This is a genomic window from Limnohabitans rimovensis (SeqCode) (assembly GCF_965234775.1).
Taxonomy (GTDB): Bacteria; Pseudomonadota; Gammaproteobacteria; order Burkholderiales; family Burkholderiaceae_C; genus Limnohabitans; species Limnohabitans rimovensis.
In genome coordinates this window covers 41797-63096 of sequence record NZ_OZ248567.1, presented here as the reverse complement: position 1 = coordinate 63096, position 21300 = coordinate 41797, and the positions used below count along the sequence as shown (strand labels likewise).

24 protein-coding genes are annotated in these 21300 nt (G+C 61.6%); 18 read left to right on the top strand and 6 right to left on the bottom strand.

The genetic code is table 11. The features are described 5' to 3' along the window. The first annotated feature begins 11 nt into the window (after positions 1 to 11). The 4 genes from pyrF (at position 12) to AC8GFZ_RS12245 (ending at position 2426) form a co-directional block, all read left to right on the top strand. Positions 12 to 857 (top strand): orotidine-5'-phosphate decarboxylase, encoded by an 846-nt coding sequence (gene pyrF, locus AC8GFZ_RS12260; RefSeq protein ID WP_506645182.1) that lies wholly within the window; start codon positions 12 to 14, stop codon positions 855 to 857. Continuing rightward, a complete protein-coding gene (locus AC8GFZ_RS12255; protein ID WP_506645181.1) occupies positions 844 to 1707 on the top strand; it encodes a hypothetical protein in 864 nt (287 codons plus the stop codon). Before pyrF ends, AC8GFZ_RS12255 begins: the two co-directional genes overlap by 14 nt. 99 nt (positions 1708 to 1806) lie before the next feature. Beyond that, positions 1807 to 2109: a CopG family ribbon-helix-helix protein gene (locus tag AC8GFZ_RS12250; RefSeq protein ID WP_506645180.1), complete on the top strand. Its 303-nt coding sequence runs from the start codon at positions 1807 to 1809 to the stop codon at positions 2107 to 2109. After that, on the top strand, positions 2097 to 2426 hold the full coding sequence (locus tag AC8GFZ_RS12245) for a type II toxin-antitoxin system RelE/ParE family toxin (protein WP_506645179.1): 330 nt from the start codon (positions 2097 to 2099) through the stop codon (positions 2424 to 2426). The genes AC8GFZ_RS12250 and AC8GFZ_RS12245 overlap by 13 nt, the downstream gene beginning before the upstream one ends. A 34-nt stretch (positions 2427 to 2460) precedes the next feature. Here AC8GFZ_RS12245 and uvrA read toward each other — a convergent pair whose 3' ends face one another. After that, entirely contained in the window at positions 2461 to 5451 is a 2991-nt protein-coding gene (uvrA, locus tag AC8GFZ_RS12240; RefSeq protein ID WP_506645178.1) for an excinuclease ABC subunit UvrA, read from the bottom strand. A 102-nt stretch (positions 5452 to 5553) separates the two neighbouring features. Here uvrA and AC8GFZ_RS12235 point away from each other — a divergent pair, with 102 nt between their 5' ends. From AC8GFZ_RS12235 to AC8GFZ_RS12225, 3 genes are all read left to right on the top strand, one after another. Beyond that, positions 5554 to 6762 (top strand): MFS transporter, encoded by a 1209-nt coding sequence (locus AC8GFZ_RS12235; protein WP_506645334.1) that lies wholly within the window; start codon positions 5554 to 5556, stop codon positions 6760 to 6762. Positions 6763 to 6787: 25 nt separating this feature from the next. Next, entirely contained in the window at positions 6788 to 7255 is a 468-nt protein-coding gene (gene ssb / locus AC8GFZ_RS12230; RefSeq protein WP_506645177.1) for a single-stranded DNA-binding protein, read from the top strand. A 210-nt stretch (positions 7256 to 7465) separates the two neighbouring features. Beyond that, positions 7466 to 8089, top strand: a complete 624-nt coding sequence (locus AC8GFZ_RS12225; RefSeq protein ID WP_506645176.1) for a lytic transglycosylase domain-containing protein — start codon at positions 7466 to 7468, stop codon at positions 8087 to 8089. Between the two features lie 216 nt (positions 8090 to 8305). Here AC8GFZ_RS12225 and AC8GFZ_RS12220 read toward each other — a convergent pair whose 3' ends face one another. The 5 genes from AC8GFZ_RS12220 to AC8GFZ_RS12200 form a co-directional block, all read right to left on the bottom strand. Continuing rightward, positions 8306 to 9679: a PucC family protein gene (locus AC8GFZ_RS12220; RefSeq protein ID WP_506645175.1), complete on the bottom strand. Its 1374-nt coding sequence runs from the start codon at positions 9677 to 9679 to the stop codon at positions 8306 to 8308. A gap of 79 nt (positions 9680 to 9758) precedes the next feature. After that, positions 9759 to 9950 (bottom strand): light-harvesting protein, encoded by a 192-nt coding sequence (locus AC8GFZ_RS12215; protein ID WP_506645174.1) that lies wholly within the window; start codon positions 9948 to 9950, stop codon positions 9759 to 9761. 12 nt (positions 9951 to 9962) lie between these two features. After that, the gene (gene pufB / locus AC8GFZ_RS12210) at positions 9963 to 10109 is read right to left on the bottom strand and encodes a light-harvesting antenna LH1, beta subunit (RefSeq protein WP_506645173.1); all 147 of its coding nucleotides are present in this window, start codon (positions 10107 to 10109) and stop codon (positions 9963 to 9965) included. A gap of 341 nt (positions 10110 to 10450) precedes the next feature. Continuing rightward, complete coding sequence (gene mnmA / locus AC8GFZ_RS12205; RefSeq protein WP_506645172.1) at positions 10451 to 11632, bottom strand: tRNA 2-thiouridine(34) synthase MnmA; 1182 nt, start codon at positions 11630 to 11632, stop codon at positions 10451 to 10453. Positions 11633 to 11640: 8 nt separating this feature from the next. Further along, on the bottom strand, positions 11641 to 12150 hold the full coding sequence (locus tag AC8GFZ_RS12200) for an NUDIX hydrolase (RefSeq protein ID WP_506645171.1): 510 nt from the start codon (positions 12148 to 12150) through the stop codon (positions 11641 to 11643). A gap of 162 nt (positions 12151 to 12312) precedes the next feature. On the opposite strand from AC8GFZ_RS12200, the gene AC8GFZ_RS12195 reads away from it, so the two are divergent. The 11 genes from AC8GFZ_RS12195 (at position 12313) to pufL (ending at position 21293) form a co-directional block, all read left to right on the top strand. Continuing rightward, complete coding sequence (locus tag AC8GFZ_RS12195) at positions 12313 to 13221, top strand: polyprenyl synthetase family protein (protein ID WP_506645170.1); 909 nt, start codon at positions 12313 to 12315, stop codon at positions 13219 to 13221. Between the two features lie 23 nt (positions 13222 to 13244). After that, a complete protein-coding gene (locus AC8GFZ_RS12190; protein WP_506645169.1) occupies positions 13245 to 14426 on the top strand; it encodes a methyltransferase in 1182 nt (393 codons plus the stop codon). Between the two features lie 62 nt (positions 14427 to 14488). Then, positions 14489 to 15442, top strand: a complete 954-nt coding sequence (bchC, locus tag AC8GFZ_RS12185; RefSeq protein ID WP_506645168.1) for a chlorophyll synthesis pathway protein BchC — start codon at positions 14489 to 14491, stop codon at positions 15440 to 15442. Continuing rightward, positions 15439 to 16452: a chlorophyllide a reductase iron protein subunit X gene (locus tag AC8GFZ_RS12180; protein ID WP_506645167.1), complete on the top strand. Its 1014-nt coding sequence runs from the start codon at positions 15439 to 15441 to the stop codon at positions 16450 to 16452. The genes bchC and AC8GFZ_RS12180 overlap by 4 nt, the downstream gene beginning before the upstream one ends. A 7-nt stretch (positions 16453 to 16459) precedes the next feature. Further along, the gene (bchY, locus tag AC8GFZ_RS12175) at positions 16460 to 18010 is read left to right on the top strand and encodes a chlorophyllide a reductase subunit Y (RefSeq protein ID WP_506645166.1); all 1551 of its coding nucleotides are present in this window, start codon (positions 16460 to 16462) and stop codon (positions 18008 to 18010) included. After that, complete coding sequence (gene bchZ, locus AC8GFZ_RS12170; protein WP_506645165.1) at positions 18010 to 19599, top strand: chlorophyllide a reductase subunit Z; 1590 nt, start codon at positions 18010 to 18012, stop codon at positions 19597 to 19599. The genes bchY and bchZ overlap by 1 nt, the downstream gene beginning before the upstream one ends. Continuing rightward, the gene (locus AC8GFZ_RS12165) at positions 19596 to 19730 is read left to right on the top strand and encodes a hypothetical protein (RefSeq protein WP_506645164.1); all 135 of its coding nucleotides are present in this window, start codon (positions 19596 to 19598) and stop codon (positions 19728 to 19730) included. Before bchZ ends, AC8GFZ_RS12165 begins: the two co-directional genes overlap by 4 nt. 11 nt (positions 19731 to 19741) lie before the next feature. Further along, complete coding sequence (pufB, locus tag AC8GFZ_RS12160; protein WP_506645163.1) at positions 19742 to 19885, top strand: light-harvesting antenna LH1, beta subunit; 144 nt, start codon at positions 19742 to 19744, stop codon at positions 19883 to 19885. A gap of 31 nt (positions 19886 to 19916) precedes the next feature. Next, complete coding sequence (locus tag AC8GFZ_RS12155; protein ID WP_506645162.1) at positions 19917 to 20141, top strand: hypothetical protein; 225 nt, start codon at positions 19917 to 19919, stop codon at positions 20139 to 20141. Between the two features lie 11 nt (positions 20142 to 20152). Beyond that, complete coding sequence (gene pufA, locus AC8GFZ_RS12150) at positions 20153 to 20353, top strand: light-harvesting antenna LH1, alpha subunit (protein WP_506645161.1); 201 nt, start codon at positions 20153 to 20155, stop codon at positions 20351 to 20353. Between the two features lie 115 nt (positions 20354 to 20468). Further along, positions 20469 to 21293 carry a photosynthetic reaction center subunit L gene (pufL, locus tag AC8GFZ_RS12145; RefSeq protein ID WP_506645160.1) on the top strand — a complete coding sequence of 275 codons (825 nt, stop codon included), beginning with the start codon at positions 20469 to 20471 and terminating at the stop codon, positions 21291 to 21293. Positions 21294 to 21300 lie beyond the last annotated feature (7 nt).

Here is a 21300-nt window from a genome sequence, read left to right as displayed (position 1 = left end):
AGAATGGGTGCATGAATTTCATTGACAAACTGCACGCGGCCGAGCGGGCCCACCAATCGCTGTTGTGCGTGGGGCTGGACCCGGACCCGGCCAAGTTGCCCGGCGCTTGGCGCGGTCAGCCAGATCGTATTTTTGACTTTTGCGCCCGCATCGTCGACGCCACCGCCGACCTGGTGATCGCCTTCAAACCCCAAATTGCCTACTTCGCTGCCCACCGCGCCGAGGCGCAACTCGAGCGCTTGATGGACCACATGCGCGCCAACGCCCCGGCGGTGCCGATCATTTTGGACGCCAAGCGCGGTGACATTGGCAGCACCGCCGAGCAATACGCCATCGAGGCCTTTGAGCGTTATGGAGCCGATGCGGTCACGCTCTCGCCCTTCATGGGTTTTGATTCGGTGCAGCCCTACTTGGCGCACGCGGGCAAAGGCGCTTTTTTGCTGTGCCGCACCTCCAACCCCGGCGGCGACGATTTGCAAAGCCAGCGCCTGGCCAGTGTGCCCGGCCAGCCCCTGTTGTACGAGCATGTGGCGCAGCTGGCGCAAGGCCCGTGGAACGTGAACGGCCAACTGGGTTTGGTGGTGGGCGCCACCTACCCGGCGGAGATTGAGCGGGTGCGCCAACTTGCGCCCACTTTGCCTCTGTTGATTCCTGGTGTGGGCGCGCAGGGCGGCGACGCGCTGGCCACGGTGCGCGCGGGTTATCGCCAACACAACGGGGGCACCAGTGGCCCCATCATCGTCAATTCTTCCAGGGCCATTTTGTATGCAAGCAGCAGCGACGACTTCGATCAAGCGGCCCGCCGCGAAGCCCTCAAAACCCGCGAAGTCCTTGAGGCCGCCCGTGCGCAGCACTGAGCGTCCCGCGCTGTTCTCACGCTGGCGTCTGCCGGCGGCCAGTGCCATCGCCATGCTGCTTGGCGTGGGCGCGGCCTGGGCACAAAGCAGCACCACCGCAACCACCTCCGTCAGCGCCGCGCCCGACACAACTGTCGCCAGCGGACTGCGCTGGCACTGGGCGACCAGCGCGGGGCTCAACAGTTATACCGAGCCGGGCCTGATGCGTTTGCAAGGTCCAGAGATGGGCTTGCACCTGCGTCTGAACGATGCCTATGGAAGTAGGCATTGGGGGCTGGAGGCCGATGTGCTTTATGGGCGGCAAGATTACGAGAGTACTGACACGGGGCGTAAAACCGATATTCCCAACATCGAGACCCGCAGCCGCATCATGTATTCCCATACTGCCCAGCGCAAAGAAGGCCCGGCGATGGGTTTGAGCTATGGTTTGGCCTTTCACACTTTGTGGAACAACCTACAAGGGCCGTCGACAACTGGCCACGGTGGCTATTTGCGCAAGGCATTTCAGCTTTGGGCACCTGTTCGCTGGCGCGAGGGTTTGGCCCCGGGGGCTTGGGCCACAGCTTGGATCGCTGAGGGCGGTGTTTTGCTCGCTGGGCAGCACATCTCGATGGTGTCGCAAGTGAGTTCAGACTTCGTAGATATGACTAACCGCCAAGACAAGGGGGTATATCTGCAATTCAGCAGCGAGCATCGCCAAGGCCTGCGCGCCGGGGCTTGGTCCCCATATGTGCGCTTTACATGGCTGGGGGACTCGGACACAGTGCCCTACAGCCGCATCGACCAAAGAGAAGGCATTGAACCCTTGAGCCGACGCTGGCAGGTCGGTGCGCAGTGGTTGTTGCCTTGACGCCGAATCATTGACGGTGCGGTCGGGGCAAGAGCCCTCAATTGACAAGCTTGCTTGACCTCATAGAATCAAAGCACTGTTTATGTCACAGGTGGCACCATGTCCAGCACCGTTGAAAAGCCCCACGCAAGCGCCGAGTCCCTCAAGTTGGATATGTCCCAGCGTGAGCGCCTGACATCACTGGCCTCCAGCAAAAATTGCACGCCTGACTTTTTGGTTCAAGAGGCCATTGAACGCTATCTTCGGGCAGAAGAGGCACAGCAAACCCTGATGAAAAGCGTGGATGACAGCGTTGCTCACTTTGAAGCCACGGGCCTTCACATCACGCTCGACGAATTCATGGCATGGACGAAGGCGGTTCAATCCAATCGTGATGCCACACCACCGGCATGTCACGTGTAAAACTTTCCACCCAAGCGATTGGGGACGCGAAAAGACTTTACGATTTTTTAAGCCAGTATGACTTGACCGTTGCTGACAACAGCTCACGGGTGCTGGTCAAAGCACTCCAAGCACTTGAACAGCAGCCTCACATGGGCGCGCCCTTGCCGGACAGGCCGGGTATTCGAAAAATGGTGGTGGATTTTGGCGCCAGTGGCTATTTGATTTTTCACAAGCGCTATGAATCAACCGACGTGAATGTGGTGGTCAGAATCATTCATCAAAAAGAATGGTACGACGCTACCACCCTTGGCCTGGCTGATGACGGCTCGGCTTGATCGACTGGCGTTGTCGGTTGCAAAAACCCAAGTTTTACAGCTCCAAGCACCGCGCTAAATACCGCCCTGTGTGGCTGTTCGGGTTGGCCGCCACGTCTTCGGGCGTGCCTTGGGCCACCACTTGTCCACCGCCATCGCCGCCTTCGGGGCCCATGTCGATGAGCCAGTCGGCGGTTTTGATCACATCCAGGTTGTGCTCGATGATGATGATGGTGTTGCCCGCGTCGCGCAGTTGGTGCAGCACCTTGAGCAGCAGGGCGATGTCGGCAAAGTGCAGGCCGGTGGTGGGCTCGTCCAAGATGTACAGGGTGCGCCCGGTGTCGCGGCGTGACAACTCGAGCGCAAGTTTGACCCGCTGCGCCTCGCCGCCGGAGAGGGTGGTGGCCGATTGGCCCAGCTTCAGGTAGGACAAGCCCACGTCCATCAGGGTTTGCAGTTTGCGGGTGAGGTTGGGCACCGCACTGAAGAACGCCAAGGCGTCTTCCACGGTGAGGCCCAGGATGTGGGCGATGTTTTTGCCCTTGTACTGAACTTGCAGGGTTTCGCGGTTATAGCGCTCACCGTGGCACACATCGCAGGGCACATACACATCGGGCAAAAAGTGCATTTCCACCTTGACCACGCCGTCGCCTTGGCAGGCTTCGCAGCGGCCCCCGCCTTGGGCGGCGGCGACGTTGAAGGAAAACCGGCCCGGTCCGTAGCCGCGCTCGCGCGCCATCGGCACCTCGGCCATCAGTTCGCGAATGGGGGTGAACAAGCCGGTGTAGGTGGCGGGGTTGGAGCGCGGTGTGCGGCCAATTGGGGACTGGTCCACATTGATGACCTTGTCGAACAAATCCAAGCCCGTGATGTCGTCGTGGGCCGCGGCCTCGGCGTGGGCGCGGTGGATGCTGCGTGCCGCAGCGGTGTACAAGGTGTCGTTGATCAGGGTGGACTTGCCCGAACCCGACACACCGGTGACGCAAGTGAGCAAGCCCACCGGGATGTCCACCGACACCTGTTGCAAGTTGTTGGCACGCGCTCCGTGCACGCCCAGCACCGGTGTCGGCTCGGGGGCGGGTGCGTCGATGCGGCCACTGAAGGCGTTGGGGGCCCGCTGTTCGCGCACAAACGCTCGGCGTTGGCGGGGGACTTCGATGCGCAGGCTGCGTGACAGGTAGCGCCCGGTGAGCGAGTGCGGGTTGGCCTCGATTTGCGCGGGTGTGCCCTGGGCGGTGACGCGCCCGCCGTGCACGCCGGCGCCGGGACCCATGTCGATGCAATGGTCGGCGGCGCGGATCATGTCCTCGTCGTGCTCGACCACCAGCACGCTGTTGCCCAGGTCGCGCAGGTGTTTCAAGGTGGCGATCAGGCGGTCGTTGTCGCGCTGGTGCAGGCCGATGCTGGGCTCGTCGAGCACATACATCACGCCGGTCAGGCCCGAGCCGATTTGCGAGGCCAAGCGGATGCGTTGCGATTCGCCACCCGACAAGGTGTCGGCGCTGCGCGACAGGCTCAGGTAGGTCAGGCCCACGTCGTTGAGAAAGCGCAAGCGCGAGCTGATTTCGTTGACCACCTTGGCGGCGATGTCGGCTTTGTTGCCTTGCAGGTGCAGGCCTTCAAAGTAGCGCAGGCTTTCGCGCAAGGTCATGTGCCCCAAGGCGTGGATGCTTTGCGCGCCCGGGCCCGTGCCCATCAACACATGGCGCGCTTCGCGGCGCAAGCGCGTGCCAGCGCAGTCGGTGCAGGGCTGGGTGGCGCGAAAGCGCGACAACTCTTCGCGCACCACCACCGAGTCGGTTTCGCGGTAACGCCGCACCATGTTCGGGATGATGCCCTCAAACGGATGCCGCTTACTCACCTTGCGCGCCGCGCCGCTGGCGCTGTCCACCGTATGGGTGAACTTGATGACCTCTTCGCCCGAGCCCCACAACAGCGCTTGGCGCACCGCCTCGGGCAGCGACTCAAAGGGCGCCTCAACATCAAAGCCATAGTGCTTGGCCAGGCTTTGCAAAAGGGAAAAGCAGTGGTTGTTGCGCCGGTCCCAGCCTTTGATGGCGCCGCTGGCCAGGCTCAGGGTGGGGAAGGCCACCACCCGGTTCGGGTCGAAGTGTTCTTGCGTGCCCAGGCCGTCGCAACTGGGGCAGGCGCCTTGGGGCGAGTTGAACGAGAACAAACGCGGCTCCAACTCACCCAGCGCAAACTCGCACTGGGGGCAGGCAAAGCTGGCGTTGAAGTGGTGCAACTGCGCGCTGTCCATCTCCAGTGCGATGGCGCGGCCCTGGGCCAAACGCAGGGCGGCTTCAAAGCTCTCGGCCAAGCGTTGGCGGGCGTCTTCGCGCACCCGCAAGCGGTCGATCACCACGTCGATGTCGTGCTTTTCGTTTTTCACCAGGGTGGGCAAGTCGTTGTATTCGTACACCGTGGCACCGATGCGAAAGCGCACATAGCCGCGCGCTTGCATGTCGGCAAACAGCTCAGTGAATTCGCCTTTGCGCTCGCGCGCCACCGGGGCCAGGATCATCACCCGGGTTTCGGCGGGCAGGCCCATCACCGTGTCGACCATTTGGGCCACGCTTTGGGCTTGCAGCGGTTGGCCGTGGTCGGGGCAGTGCGGCGTGCCGGCGCGGGCGAACAGCAGGCGCAGGTAGTCGTGGATTTCGGTCACCGTGCCCACGGTGGAGCGCGGGTTGTGGCTGGTGGCTTTTTGCTCAATGGCGATGGCGGGCGACAAGCCCTCGATCACGTCCACATCAGGTTTGTCCATCAGTTGCAAAAACTGCCGCGCATAGGCCGACAGGCTTTCCACATAGCGGCGCTGGCCCTCGGCATACAAGGTGTCAAAGGCCAGGCTGGACTTGCCCGAGCCCGACAAACCGGTGATCACCACCAATTGATTGCGCGGGATATCGAGGTCGATGTTTTTCAGGTTGTGCGTGCGTGCCCCTCGGATGCTCAGCCGCTGCGCGCTCAAAACCTGGGCTAAATTCGGACCATCGGAAGGTGCGTTCACTGGGGGGCTCTCAAAAGGACAACCCTCGATCATAGTCAAGCCCATCTGGGGGCGGGCATGGGACACAATAGGCACCCTTTCTGCCCAAGCCCCACCGTGACCGACTCCACCCCCCCACCCGACACCGCGTCCCGCATGACAGCGTTGGAGCGGCGCGCCAGTTTTTCCCTGGCCACGGTCTACGCCATGCGCATGTTGGGTCTGTTCATGGTGCTGCCGGTGTTTGCGCTGGAGGCGCGGCGCTACCCGGGCGGTGAGGACGCCGCCGCCATGGGGCTGGCCCTGGGCGTATATGGCCTGGTGCAAGCGGTGTTGCAAATCCCCTTTGGCCTGGCCGCCGACCGTTGGGGCCGCAAGCGGGTGATGCTGTTTGGCTTGGCTTTGTTTGCCGTGGGCAGCCTGATCGCGGCGGGCGCAACCGACTTGCACACCCTGGCCTGGGGCCGCGCCATGCAAGGCTGTGGCGCCATATCGGCCGCGGTCAGTGCCTTGCTCGCTGACCAAACCCGTGACGTGGTGCGCACCAAGGCCTTGGCGCTGTTGGGCGGCAGCATCGGTTTGATGTTTGCCCTGTCGCTGGTGGTCGGCCCCTGGTTGTCGCAATGGGCCGGCTTGCCGGGCTTGTTCAACTTGACAGCGGTGATGGCGGTGGCCGGCATGGCCATGGTGGTGTGGTGGACGCCACCCGAGCCCGCCATGCCAGTGGGTGGCGCGCCTCGGGTGCGTTGGTCGCTGTTGTTCACCCCTGACCTGTTGCGCTTATACGTGGGCGTGTTTGTGCTGTATGCGGTGCAATTTGCCACCTGGGTGTCGATGCCCGCTTTGCTGGTTCAAGCCGGTGTGCTGCAAGCCGACCACGGCTGGGTCTATTTGCCCACGGTGCTGTTGTCGTTTGTGTTCATGGGCATGACGCTGTTTCCCATGGAGCGGCGTGGGCAGTTGCGGCCCTTGTTTTTGGCCTGCATCGCGGGTGTCATGCTGGTGCAGTTGGCGCTGCTGTGGGTGTCTTTGGGCACGGTGCAGCTGTGGGTGCTGGCGGTGCTGTTGTTTTTCTTTTTCTGCGGCTTCAATGTGCTCGAAGCCAGCCAGCCCAGCCTGGCCTCGCGCTTTGCCCCGCCAGGCGGGCGCGGCTCGGCATTGGGCGTGTACAACACTTTGCAATCGCTGGGCATTTTTGCCGGCGGCGCGTTTGGCGGTTGGTTGGCCAAGGGCGGTGGCACCCCGGGTTTGTTCTTATGCTGCGCGCTGTTGATGGGCGTTTGGATGGCAGTGGCCTGGGCCATGGTGGTGCCACCTCCCCATGCCAGCCCAGCCGCCACCCCCGAGCCGGCCCAGGCCGCATAATCTCCCCTCTATTTGGAGCAAGACCATGGCATCAGTCAACAAAGTCATCCTCGTCGGCAACTGTGGCCGCGACCCCGAAATCCGCTACCTGCCCTCGGGCCAGGCGGTGGCCAATGTCAGCGTGGCCACCAGCTCGCGCCGCAAAGACCGCACCAGCGGCGAGATGATCGAAGACACCCAGTGGCACCGCGTCACTTTTTATGACCGATTGGCCGAAATCGCCGGTGAATACGTCAAAAAAGGGCGCCCCATTTATGTCGAAGGGCGTTTGAAATACGGCTCCTACACCGACAAAGCCACGGGCGTGGAGAAAAACACCGTGGACATCATTGCCACCGAGCTGCAATTGCTCGGCGGGCGTGAAGGCATGGGCGCCCCCGCCGGCGAGGGCGGTGGCGCTCCCCAACGCTCAGCCGCACCCGCTGCCGCACCGCAGCGCGGCGCACCGGCCAAGTCGGGTTTTGATGACATGGACGACGACATTCCGTTCTGACGCCATGCCTGGGGTGCCACCTGCGCGCCCCGCCTTGCCAAGGCCGCTGCTCTGGCCTTTTGAACCTGAACTGTGGGCGATTTACAACCTCTTGGTTAAAAAACCACAAAATTGATACTAAATAATTCATAATGTCGCTGAATTTCGACTTTATGGATGTTTATGGTTTCAAAAATATCTATCCGTTGGTTTCTTTTTCTGGCCGGCGCCATGGCTGCACCGTGGGCCCCGGTCCACGCCCAGATCAACCCCAGCATTGCGCCGCCCCAGGCGGTGCAGTCCCCCGAGCGTTGCATCCCGGCGGCGGCGCAGCACCACCGCATTGACCCGCGCTTGCTGCGCGCGGTGTTGAAGGTGGAGTCCGATTTGCGGCCCTGGGCCTTTGGTCGCAACACCAATGGCACAGTGGACATGGGGATGGCGCAAATCAACAGCATCCATTTGCCCGAATTGGCGCGCCATGGCATTCAAAGCCAGCATTTGTTTGACCCGTGTGTGGCCAGTTATGTGGCGGCTTGGCTGCTGCGCAGAAACATCGATCGCCATGGCCTGACCTGGTTTGGGGTGGCGGCCTACCACTCCCTCACGCCCGAGCACAACCAGCGCTACCAGGGTTTGCTGATGAAGGTCTTGTACCCCGATGTGGCGGCCAGCAGACGGGCTGCGGCTGCCGCGAAAAGCGCTACGGGCAACACCCACTCGGTGGCCAATACCGGTGCAAGCACCTTCACAGGCTCCAACGCCAACTCAAACGGGAATGCGAACATGGGCGCAGCGCCCAGCCTTGCGCGCCAGACCGATGCAGGGCCGACCTTGCTGGCCGAAAGCCATTGATTCAGGGCGCGCTGCGCGCAGGCATTACTTTTTGTTTTTGCGGTTGAATTGGTTGAGCAACCAAACCCCGACAACGGCAAACCAAATGACGAAAAGGATGTGATGAGTTTGCATGGTGTTCTCCTCAAAATAAGTCAGGCATCATAAACACAAAGCGCCCCATGCCGCCGACCAAGGTCGACCAACGGGGCAAAGGGGCGAGCACGCTGTGAGACTTCATGCGCTCAAGGGGGGCGGGTTGCGGCGAAGCAAAGGGACCATGGCCACGATGGTGGCGATCAGCAGCACCACCTCCAGCGCGTAGACGGCGGTGTAGCCCATCACTGGGGTGCTCATGCTGGCGACCACATCGCGCAGCATGCCACCCAAGGCGATGGCCAAGCCGGCTGCGGTCGCTTGCACCGCGCCCCAGGTGCCCAAGGCCAAACCGGTTTGGTTCGGTGGGGCCGCCTGCATGGTGGCGGTCAAAGTGCCGTGGCCAAACAAGCCGCTGCCCAAGCCAATCAAGCCCGTTCCGAGGGCAAACAACAGGGTCGATTGCATGGAGGCCGAAGCAATCACCGCCAAAAACGCCGGAATGCCCACCCAGGCCCCAATGCTGGCCATGCGAAACGGGTCATAGCCGCGCCCCAGCACCACGGAGGCCAGGGCAAAGCCGCTCAGCGCACCCGTGGCCAAGGTGGCGGTCAGGGTGGTGGTGCTGCCCACACTGAGTTGCAAAATTTCACCGCCAAAGGGTTCGAGCAACACCTCCTCCATGTTGAAGGCCATGGTGCCAAAGCCCACCGCCACCAAACGGCGCACGGCGTGTCCCGAGTGGCTGAGGGTGGCCCAGGCGGATTGGAAGGTGATGGGCGTATCTGCCCGCTTGCGGTGGCGATCGCGCGCCTCTTGCTTCCACAAGGCGGTCACATTGAGCACCAGGGTCAACACCGCACAGGCTTGGATCACCTGCACCAAGCGCCCCGGCGAATAATCGGCCAGCGCAGCGCCAAACACCAAGGCGCTGACGATGGTGCCCAGCAACAGCATCACGCACATCAGGCCCACCACTTTGGGTTGGTCTTCGACCGGGGCCAAATCGGTGGCCAAGGCCAGGCCCACGGTTTGGGTGGTGTGCAAGCCAGCACCCACCAGCAAAAACGCCACGGCCGCACCCATTTGGCCGACCCAGGCCGGTGCTTGGCTGGCTTGGCCCGAGCCCGACAGCACCAACAGGGCAAACGGCATCACCGCCAGGCCGCCAAATTGCAGCAAGGTGCCCATCCAGATGTAGGGCACCCGGCGCCAGCCCAACTCGGAGCGGTGGTTGTCAGAGCGAAAGCCGATCAGCGCCCGAAATGGCGCAAACAGCAAAGGAATGGAGATCATCACCGAGACCAAGGTGGCACTGACATGCAGCTCCACGATCATCACCCGGTTGAGCGTGCCCACCAGCAGCACCAAGGCCATGCCGACGGAGACTTGAAACAAAGACAGGCGCAACAGGCGCGAGAGCGGCAAATCCGGCGAAGCGGCATCGGCAAAAGGCAAAAACTTGGGGCTCATGTGGGCCCATGCCTTGAGCATTTTGAGGCTGATGCTGTTCATGCGTGTACCGGGTGGCGGCGCTTTGAAGAAAAAAGAACCGAGATCAAAGACCTCGGTTCTTTGGTAGAAACAGATGAATCTATTTCTTGGCTTCTGCTGGCGCAGCAGCCACTGCCGCAACAGGTGCTTTGCCGTTCAGGAAGCCCTTCACCCAGGTGGTGTTCAGGGTGATGGCCAGGTGCACCGAAAACGATGCAACGGCCACAGCGATCAAAAAGATCGGTACGCCCACTTGGGGACGCACCACGGTCCACATTTTTCCGTAGATCATGTTGTTGCCCCTTTACTTGAGCCAGGGTGAGTAGATGTACGCAAGCAAATGGGCGAATGCAGCAATCATCCCAAAAATTTGCGTCCCTTGGATGAGGTGCCTGTGCAGCTCCTCAGATTCGGCCTCGGTCAAACCGGTAGGCCCTACTTTGTCGGACATGAGTGTCTCCTTGCAAGAAGTCTCCGAACCGTGCTGAACCCGCACGAGGGTTATTCGTGACCCCCATGGCCACAAATGCTTTCAAACACAGGTGACGTACTGTCAATTTGACAGTACAAAACCAAATGTCAAGCCCAATTTACATTCGGATGGGCGGTTTTGTCAATCACGCAAATGCCTCGGCGGCGCATTTATGCCTCAATAAAGCGCAAAAATCTTATTAAGTGATTGATTTAAATGGACTAATTTATTTTTGCCACAGCGGTGCGGTGTGGCGTGGTTGCCCCAGGTGGGCGGCTCTGGGGCGTTGTCGCGGGCCCCATGGGCCGGACCAACTGCCCTCAGGCTCGGTGTTGCTGGCGTGTGCGCCTGCGAGGGCGGGGTACCGGCTCTGCCAGGGGCAGCACACGTTCGAGCGCACTGGCTTGGTGGATGACGCCCCCACCCAGGCACACCTCGCCGTCGTAGAGCACCGCCGATTGGCCTGGCGTCACCGCCCACTGTGCCGGGTCAAACCGCAGGCTCAGCAGGTCGGGGCCAATGGCGGTGACGTGACACGGCGCATCGGTTTGGCGGTATCGGGTTTTGGCGGCCAAGGCACTGGCGCTGGGGGCTTGGCCCGATACCCAACTGAGGTCTTGCGCATGCAACTGTTCAGACAACAACCACGGGTGATCGTGGCCTTGCACCACCCACAAGGTGTTGTGTTCCAGGTCTTTGCGCGCGACAAACCAAGGTGCGTGATCGCCTGCACCGCGCGCGGCACCGCTGGCTTTGACGCCACCAATGCCCAGCCCTTGGCGCTGGCCCAGGGTGTAAAAACTCAGGCCCATGTGTTCGCCCACACAGCGACCCCGCTCGTCGCGCACCGGCCCCGGTGTGCTGGCGATGTAGCGGTTTAAAAAGGCCCTGAACGGGCGCTCGCCAATGAAACAAATGCCGGTGGAGTCGCGCTTTTGGGCGTTGGGCAAACCGATCTCGGTGGCCAAGCGGCGCACTTCACTTTTGTGCAACTCGCCCACCGGAAACAGCGTTTGGCGCAATTGGTCTTGGCGCAAGCGGTGTAGAAAATAACTTTGGTCTTTGCCGGGGTCCAGGCCTTTGAGCAACTGCACGCTGTCGCCTTGTTCGCGCACACGGGCGTAGTGGCCGGTGGCGATTTTGTCGGCGCCGCGCGCCATGGCGTGGTCCAAAAAAGCTTTGAATTTGATCTCTGCATTGCACAAGATGTCGGGGTTGGGCGTGCGCCCGGCTTGATACTCTTGCAAGAACTGGGCGAACACCCGGTCTTTGTATTCGGTGGCGAAGTTGATGTGCTCGATCTCGATGCCAATCACGTCGGCCACCGCAGCAGCGTCCACAAAGTCGACGTTCGATGCGCAGTATTCGCTGTCATCGTCATCGTCCCAGTTTTTCATGAAAATGCCCAGCACCTCATGGCCTTGTTGCTTGAGCAGCCAAGCGCTGACCGCCGAGTCCACCCCGCCGCTCAAACCCACCACCACTTTGTGTTTTTTGGACATGCGCTGAATTATCCGCGTGGCCCAGGGTGCAGCGCGCTCACCGATGCATCGGTGTGCAGCGCCGACAGAGGCAAACGCACACCCGCTTGGTGGTCGCGCACACACTGCCACACCAAGGGGCTGCGGTGCTGCGCCACACTGGCTTGCACCTCAGCGGGGCTCATCCACAGGGTGCGCAAAATGCCGTGGTCCAAGCTGCGCTCGGTCAGGTGTTCGCCCAAGCTGCCACCAAATGCAAAGCGCAGGTAGGTGATGTCCTCGGCCGCTGCGTCACCCCTCGCCGGGCGCTGAAAGCGCGCCATGTACACGCCCACCAAGGCCTCCACGCTGAAGCGGTGGGCGGTTTCTTCCAAGGCCTCGCGTTCACAAGCGTGCACCAGTGATTCGCCCGGGTCGAGGTGACCGGCCGGGTTGTTCAGGCGCAAGCCCTCTGGCGTGTGTTCCTCGATCAAAAGGTAGCGGCCTTGCCGCTCGATCACCGCCGCGACGGTGACGCTGGGTTTCCATCGCATGTCCATGCCGCCATTGTCGGGCCTTAGCAAAGGCTGGCACATCCCAGCGCACCTTCGGCCAGGGCCAGAAGGCCTGTGACGAAGGCAAACCCGGTTGACAAGCCTCGTTTATGAGATATATTGACAACCTAATCTGTCAATTCAGATTGACATATTCAAGGAGTTGCCATGGGAAACACCGTCATCGCCCGCATTGAACAAGCGCTGGTCCAGCATTTGGCCTTATCCGGCGGGCCGTCTGCACCGCCGCGCCTGATGGCCGCCATGGGCCATGCGGTGTTTCCGGGTGGAGCCCGCATCCGCCCTCAGTTGTGCGTGGCCGTGGCGCGTGCGTGTGGGCAAGACGCCCCCGAGCTGACCGATGCCGCCGCCGTGGCTTTGGAGTTCATGCACTGCGCCTCTCTGGTGCACGACGACATGCCGTGTTTTGACGATGCCGACACCCGCCGGGGCTTGCCCACTGTGCACAAACAGTTTGGCGAACCCTTGGCGCTGCTCACGGGCGACGCATTGATCGTGGCCGCTTACCAAACCCTGGTGCGCGCCGGAGCCGCCCACCCCCAGCGCTTGGTCGGCTTGCTCGAGTTGCTCGGTGAAGGCGTGGGCGCGCCTTCAGGCATCGTCGCGGGCCAGGCTTGGGAGTGCGAAACCCGTGCCGATTTGGGCCAATACCAGCGCGCCAAAACCGGTGCTTTGTTTGTCGCCGCCACCTGTTCGGGCGCTTTGTCTGCGGGGGCCGACCCGCAACCCTGGCGCGCCTTGGGCGAGTGCTTGGGCGAGGCTTACCAAGTGGCCGACGACATCCGCGATGTGATTGGCCAAGCCGAAGCCTTGGGCAAACCTGTGGGCCAAGACCTGCAACACAGCCGCCCCAGCGCCGCCACCGACCTGGGTTTGGGCGGCGCGATCGCGCATTTCGAGTCGCTGGTGCAAGCCACGGTCGACGCCGTGCCCGAGTGCGCCGCCGCCAGCGCTTTGCGCCAGTTGGTGCGCCAAGAGTCCGAGCGCTTGGTGCCCCGCGAAGCCTGCGAGAAATACCGCCAAAGCCCTGCGACGGCTGGCCGCCAAGCCGCCTAAGCCCCCAGTTCCACGACACCGCCATGAAAACACTGGACCTCTCCCATGACGTGGGTGCCCTGACCCAACGACCCGCTTGGCGCGACGCCATCGACCGCTGGTGGGATGCTTGGCTCACCTCCAGCGCCATGTACCGCTGGAGCGTGGCCAACCCCTTCACCCGCTGGGTCACCCAGCGCCGCGCGCGCCAGGTATTTGACCTGATGGCTGGTTTTGTCTATTCGCAGGTCTTGCTGGCTTGCGTGCGCCTTCAAATTTTGGAAAAAGTGGCCCAGTCCCCGCGCAGCCTGCAAGAGTTGGCGTTGATGTGCCAAGTCTCGCCCCATGCCTTGCAACGCTTGTTGCAATCGGCGGTGGCCTTGCGGTTGCTCGAGTGGCGCGGCCCCGATCGCTACGGCCTGGGTGCCTTGGGTGCGCCAGTGGCCGGTCACCCAGGCTTGCGCGCCATGATCGAGCACCACGCAGCCCTGTACCACGACATGCACGACCCCGTGGCCCTGCTGCGCGACCAAATGCCGCAAAGCGAAATGGCCGCTTACTGGCCTTACGCGCAAGACGCCCACCAAGATGGCACCCGCTCTTGGCAAGACGACAAAGTGGCGCGCTACTCTGAGTTGATGGCGGCTTCCCAGCCGTTTGTGATTGACGAGGTGCTGGCCGCATACAACTTTGACGCCCACCAACAAGTGCTCGACGTGGGCGGGGGCAAAGGTGGTTTTGTGCGCCGCTTGGCCCAGCATGCCAGACACCTGCGCCTGAACTTGTTCGACCTGCCGCAAGTCGCTGCCATAGCCCAACAGCAAATCGATCAAAACGGCATGGGCCAGCGCATCCAAACCCATGGCGGGGACTTTTTGCGCGACCCGCTGCCCAGCGGCGCCGACTTGGTGACCTTGATCCGCATTGCCCACGACCACCCCGATGCCGATGTCCTCACCTTGCTCAAAGCCATCCACCAAGCCTTGCCAGTGGGCGGCACCCTGCTGTTGGCCGAACCCATGGCCCAAGCGCCGGGTCAGCAGCCCTTGGGCGACGCCTACTTTCACTTTTACCTGTTGGCCATGGGCAGCGGGCGCCTGCGCACCCCGCACGAACTCGGCCACATGATGGCCCAAGCCGGTTTCACCCACATTGAAGAGGTTCCCAACGCCGTGCCCTTGCAAACCCAGATCCTGTTGGGCCGCAAATCTCGGTGTTTTCCCTAGGATCGGCATGAAAGCGTCATCTTTACTTGACACATTTCAACGTCAACCCTAAATTACAAGTTATGCAAGCTCACGCCATTGTCTTCCAAAGCCCCCAGCACCTGTCGGTGCGCGGTTTGGATTTGCCCGCACCCGGTGTGGGCGAGGTAGAGGTTGAAGTCGAATTCAGCGGCATCAGTACCGGCACCGAGCGTTTGTTGTGGGACGGCAGCATGCCCGCCTTTCCCGGCTTGGGTTACCCCTTGGTGCCTGGAGACGAAACCGTGGCCCGGGTGATTCGCACCGGCCCTGGTTGCCAACTCGACATCGGCCAGCGGGTGTTTGTGCCTGGCTCCAGTTGTTTTCAAGGGGTCAAAAGCCTGTTTGGCGGCGCAGCCTCACGCTTGGTGGTGGCGCAAAACCGCGTCGCGGTGGTGCAAGACCATTTGCAAGAGCGCGCCGTGCTGTTGGCCTTGGCGGCCACCGCATACCACGCGGTCGCATTGGGCGGAAAGCGCCAAGACATTGCACCCCCCGAATTGATCATTGGCCATGGTGTGATGGGCCGTTTGCTGGCGCGGCTGACCGTGGCTTCAGGCGCACCCGCCCCCACCGTTTGGGAAACCCAAGCCGAGCGCATGGCGGGTGCCCAGGGTTATGCGGTGTGCCGGCCACAAGACGACGATCGCCGCGATTACCAAGCCATTTACGACGTCAGCGGCCAGGCCGATGACTTGGGCCAGTGGATGCAGCGCCTGGCCCCCGGCGGCGAAATTGTCTTGGCTGGCAACTACCGCCAAGCTTTGCGCTTCGAGCATGCCCAGGCCTATGCCCGCGAGGCCACGGTGCGCACCGCTGCGCAGTGGCAGCGGGCCGACTTGATGGCTGTCACCGAATTGGCCAACAGCGGGCGTTTGTCGCTCGACGGTTTGATCACCCACCACCAAGTGCCAGCGCAAGCCCATGCGGCTTACGCAACGGCCTTTGGCGATGACCTGTGTTTGAAGATGATTTTGGACTGGAGAAACTTCGCATGAGCAACCACCAATTGGGCGCGACACCGCAGCCCGTGAAGTTTGTCGATCGCCTGCGCCAAGAGGCGGCACACGAACCCGAACCCGTGCACACGGGCGAAGTCAAAAAAGAAACCCAAATCATTGCCATTTACGGCAAGGGCGGCATTGGCAAAAGCTTCACCTTGGCCAACTTGAGCTACATGATGGCCCAGCAGGGCAAAAAGGTCTTGCTGATTGGTTGCGACCCCAAGAGCGACACCACCAGCTTGTTGTTCGGTGGCAAGGCCTGCCCAACCATCATCGAAACCTCCTCCAAGAAGAAACTCGCCGGTGAAGCGGTGCAAATTGGCGATGTGTGCTTCAAGCGCGATGGCGTTTACGCCATGGAGTTGGGTGGCCCCGAGGTGGGGCGCGGCTGCGGCGGGCGCGGCATCATCCACGGTTTTGAAACCCTGGAAAAACTCGGCTTCCACGACTGGGGTTTTGACTTTGTGTTGCTCGACTTTTTGGGCGACGTGGTCTGCGGCGGCTTTGGCTTGCCGATCGCCCGCGACATGTGCCAAAAGGTCATCGTCGTCGCGTCCAACGACTTGCAGTCGCTGTATGTGGCCAACAACGTGTGCAGCGCGGTCGAGTACTTCCGCAAGTTGGGTGGCAATGTCGGCGTGGCCGGCATGGTCATCAACAAAGACGACGGCACCGGCGAAGCCCAGGCTTTTGCGGGAAAAGCCGGCATCCCGGTGTTGGCCGCCATTCCGGCCAATGAGGACATTCGCCGCAAAAGCGCCAGCTACGAAATCATTGGTACGCCAGACAGCATGTGGGGCCCCTTGTTTGCTGAGTTGGCGCAAAACGTGGCCGACGCGCCGCCGGTGCGACCCAAGCCACAAACCCAAGACGAGCTGCTTGGCCTGTTCAGCGCCGACATCACCGGCCGCAATGTGGTGCTCGAGCCCGCCACCACCTTTGACATGATGGGTCGCCACGATCTGGTCAAGCCCACCTTGGAAGTCGTTTACGACGAGGCTTGAGCGCACCATGGCCAAAACCATTCCGATCCAAGCCGTACCCGTCCTGGCCAACCCAGCGGGCGCTCAAGCCGATGGGCTGGGCTGCCACTCGGGTGCCGAGACCATGCTGGCTGCCGCCCAAGCGGCTGGCAAGTCAGATATCTTGGCCCAATACGCCCAAGACTATCCCCGCAAAGCCGACGCCGGCCCGCACGACCAGCCACAAAGCATGTGCCCCGCTTTTGGCTCTTTGCGTGTGGGCTTGCGCATGCGCCGCACCACCACCATCTTGAGCGGCTCGGCATGTTGCGTGTATGGCCTGACCTTCACCTCGCATTTCTACGGTGCGCGCCGCACCGTCGGCTATGTGCCTTTCAACTCCGAGACCTTGGTCACTGGCAAACTGTTTGAGGACATCCGCGACGCGGTCCATGCCCAAGCCGACCCAGCCAAGCTTGACGCCATCGTCATCATCAATTTGTGTGTGCCCACCGCCAGTGGCGTGCCCTTGCAATTGCTGCCCAAAGAGATCAATGGCGTGCGCGTGATCGGCATCGATGTGCCGGGCTTTGGGGTGCCCACCCATGCCGAGGCCAAAGATGTGCTGGCTGGAGCCATGCTGCGCTATGCCCGCGAAGAGATCATGAGTGGCCCGGTGCAAGCACCCAAAGGGGGGCGCCAAAGCAAGCCCACGGTGGCCTTGCTCGGTGAAATGTTCCCCGCCGACCCGGTGATCATTGCCCAAATGTTGGCGCCCATGGATATTTTGGCCGGCCCCGTGGTGCCCACCCGCGAGTGGCGCGAGTTGTATGCCGCGCTCGACTGCAGCAGTGTGGCGGCCATTCACCCGTTCTACACCGCCAGCATTCGCGAGTTCCAAGCCGCAGGCCGCCCCATCGTGGGCTCGGCACCGGTAGGTGTTGAGGGCACCCACGATTGGCTGCAAGCCATTGGTGACAGCATGGGTGTGGCCCAAGCCAAAATCGATCTCGCCCGCAACCAAACCCTGGGCCCCATGCGCGCCATGCTCGCGGCCAAGCCGATCAAAGGCCGCATCACCTTGAGTGGTTATGAGGGTTCAGAGCTGTTGGTGGCGCGCTTGCTCATCGAATGCGGTGCCGACGTGCGCTATGTGGGCTCGGCCTGCCCGGCCACCCCGTGGAACCAACACGATGCTGAGTGGCTCAAAGCCAAAGGCGTACAAGTGCAGTTCCGGGCTTCGCTCGAGCAAGACCTGGCCGCCATGCATGAATACAAGCCGCACCTGGCCATTGGCACCACCCCCGTGGTGCAAAAAGCCAAAGAAGCCTGCATCCCTTCGCTGTATTTCACCAACCTGATTTCTGCGCGCCCCTTGATGGGCGTGGCCGGAGCCGGCTCCTTGGTGCAGGTGGTGCAAGCGGCGATCGGCAACCAAGCCCGCTTTGATGCCATGAAAGCCTTTTTTGGCGACACCGGAATGGGTCACGCCACGGGTGTGTGGGAGGGCGTGCCCAAAGACCGGCCCGAATTCAAGGCCGAGACCAAGCGCCAAATGGAGCGCGCCGCCAAGAAGCGCAAAGCCGAGGAGATGGGCTGATGTCACACCCCACCGCCCCCACCCATGCTGGACCGCACGCGAGTGCTGGCGGCCCACCGACCACGGGTGCACCAGCTGTGAAAATTGACGCCGCGCCCAAGGCCCAGCTCAACTATGTGCTCGACCACGACCGCGCCGGCGGTTACTGGGGTGCGGTGTATGTGTTCACCGCCATCAAAGGCCTGCAAGTGGTGATCGACGGCCCGGTGGGCTGCGAAAACCTGCCCGTCACATCGGTGCTGCATTACACCGACGCCTTGCCCCCGCACGAGTTGCCGATTGTGGTTACCGGCTTGGCCGAAGAACAGTTGGGCCGCGAGGGCACCGAGGGCGCGATGAAGCGCGCCCACGCCACCCTCGACCCGGACCTGCCCGCTGTGGTGGTCACCGGCTCGATCGCTGAAATGATCGGTGGCGGCGTCACCCCCGAGGGCACCAACATCGCCCGTTTTTTGCCACGCACCATTGACGAAGACCAGTGGCAGTGCGCCAACCGGGCCATGTTCTGGCTGTGGAGCGAGTACGGCATGAAAAAAGTGCCGGCCCGCAAACCCTTTGATCAGCGCCCGGCTGGCGAAAAACCCCGCGTCAACATCATTGGCCCGTGCTACGGCACCTTCAATTCACCCAGCGATTTGGCCGAAATCCGCCGCCTGGTGCAAGGCATCGGCGCCGAAGTCAACATGGTGTTTCCGCTGACCAGCCACCTGGCCGATGTGTCGCGCTTGGTCGAGGCCGATGTCAACATTTGCATGTACCGCGAATTTGGCCGCATGCTGTGCGAGGCGCTCGAGCGTCCGTATTTGCAAGCACCCATTGGCCTGCACAGCACCACGGCGTTTTTGCGCAAGCTCGGCGAGATGCTGCACATCGACCCCGAGCCCTTCATTGAGCGCGAGCGCCACACCACGCTCAAGCCACTGTGGGACTTGTGGCGCTCGGTGACCCAAGACTTTTTTGCCACAGCCAGTTTTGCCGTGGTCGCAGGGGAAACCTATGCGCGTGGCCTGCGTCATTTCTTGGAAGACGAAATGGGCCTGCCCTGCCGCTTCAGCGTGTCGCGCACCGCAGGCACCAAAACCGACAACGCCGCCGTGCGCGAGTTGGTCCACAAACAAACCCCGCTCATCATGTTTGGCAGTTACAACGAGCGCATGTACCTGAGCGAGATGGGCAGTTCCGGCCCGATGCGCGCGACCTACATCCCAGCATCCTTCCCCGGCGCAGTCATTCGCCGCCACACCGGCACCCCTTTCATGGGTTACAGCGGGGCCACCTATGTGGTGCAAGAGGTGTGCAACGCCTTGTTTGATGCGCTGTTTCACATCTTGCCCTTGGGCACTGACATGGACCGCGTGGAAGCCACCCCGGCCCGTGGCGTCAGTGGTGACAACGCGCGTTGGGACGATGCGGCCCAAACGTGGTTGCGCCGAGTCATTGAGCAGCAACCTGTGCTGATCCAAATTTCAGTGGCCAAGCGGCTGCGCGACCAGGCCGAGCAGCGTGCGCGGGAAGCTGGCGACGAGGTGGTGACCGAGCAGCACGTCAAGCGTGCGGGCTTGGAGCTGGGTTTTGGAGAGCCGGCATGAGCGGCTTCCAAGTTCGGCAGAGCCCCGTGTTGACCGTGGGACAGACCCACACCAAGATGTCGTGGCATTTCGCCGCGGATGCCCATGATGCGCGGGCTGTGCGCATGATCGGCCGCAAGGTCATTTTGTGAAGGAGCAGGCTATGTCGAATCACAAGTCCATCTCAGGACTGACTGACGAAGAGGCTCAGGAGTTCCACACTTTCTGGATTCAGGGAACAGTGGCATTCACGGCGGTTGCCGTGGTGGCGCATTTCTTGGTCTGGGCGTGGCGCCCCTGGTTCTAAGGCAATCATCCATTACATGGAGCATCTCACCATGCAAAACTTTTCTGATGTGAAGTCCAAGCACCTCTTACCAGGTGACTCACGGACGTTTTTTGTGATCTTTGCCATTGGCTTTGCCTTGCTGTTTGCCGTTGCCTTGCTCGGTCAAGTGCTGGGCTTGCATTGGCGCAGTTGGTTGCCGGGTGCGGAGAACATGAAGAGCATCACAGCAGGGGTCGAGTCGGGTGTGTACACCTTCATGTCCCACATACTTTAGGAGAAATCACCATGTGGCGAATTTGGCGACTTTACGATCCATTGCGTGCAATGGTCGTTCAAGGCATCTTTTTGTTCAGCCTGGCAGCGATGATTCACCTCATCTTGTTGAGCACGAACAAATTCAATTGGTTGGATGGCCCCAAAAAGGCCCAAGGCACGGCGTCACAAAACGCGCCTCTGCCCTCACCCGTTCCTGCAGCGAAATCCTGAAGGGGTTGACAGCAGTTGGCAGGCGTTGCGGGCGTCCTTTGGGAAACCCACACCGCCTGCCCTTTTAAAGATTCATGGGCCACGGTGCAGTCGTGGCTTCTAGGAGGGCCCGATCATGGCCATGCTGAGTTTTGAAAAGAAGTACCGCGTGCGAGGCGGTACCTTGGTGAGCGGTGACTTGCTCGATTTTTGGATCGGCCCGTTTTACGTGGGCTTTTTTGGCGTCACCACCCTCTTTTTCTCCTTCATCGGCACCGCCTTGATTTTGTGGGGCGCGTCACAAGGGCCCACATGGAACCTGTGGCAAATCAGCATTGCGCCGCCCGACCTGTCGTATGGCTTGGGCATGGCCCCCTTGATGGAAGGGGGTCTGTGGCAGCTCATCACCATTTGTGCCATTGGGGCTTTTGGCTCCTGGGCCATGCGCGAGGTTGAAATATGCCGAAAGCTCGGCATGGGCTACCACGTGCCAGTGGCCTTCAGCATGGCCATCTTCGCCTACGTCACCCTGGTCGTGATTCGCCCGGTCTTGCTGGGTGCATGGGGGCATGGGTTCCCGTATGGCATCTTTAGCCACCTGGATTGGGTCTCCAACGTGGGCTACCAATACCTGCACTTTCACTACAACCCCGCGCACATGATCGCGGTGAGCTTTTTCTTTGCCACCACCTTTGCCCTGTCACTGCACGGCGGCTTGGTGCTCTCGGCCACCAACCCAGGGCGCGGCCAAGTGGTCAAAACACCTGAACATGAAGACACTTTTTTCCGCGACACCATCGGTTACTCGGTGGGCACCTTGGGCATTCACCGCGTGGGATTGTTCTTGGCTTTGGCAGCGGTCTGGTTCAGTGCCTTGTGCATTGTGATCAGTGGCCCGTTTTGGAGCCGTGGCTGGCCTGAATGGTGGGGCTGGTGGTTGAACATGCCCATTTGGCACTGAATCGGGG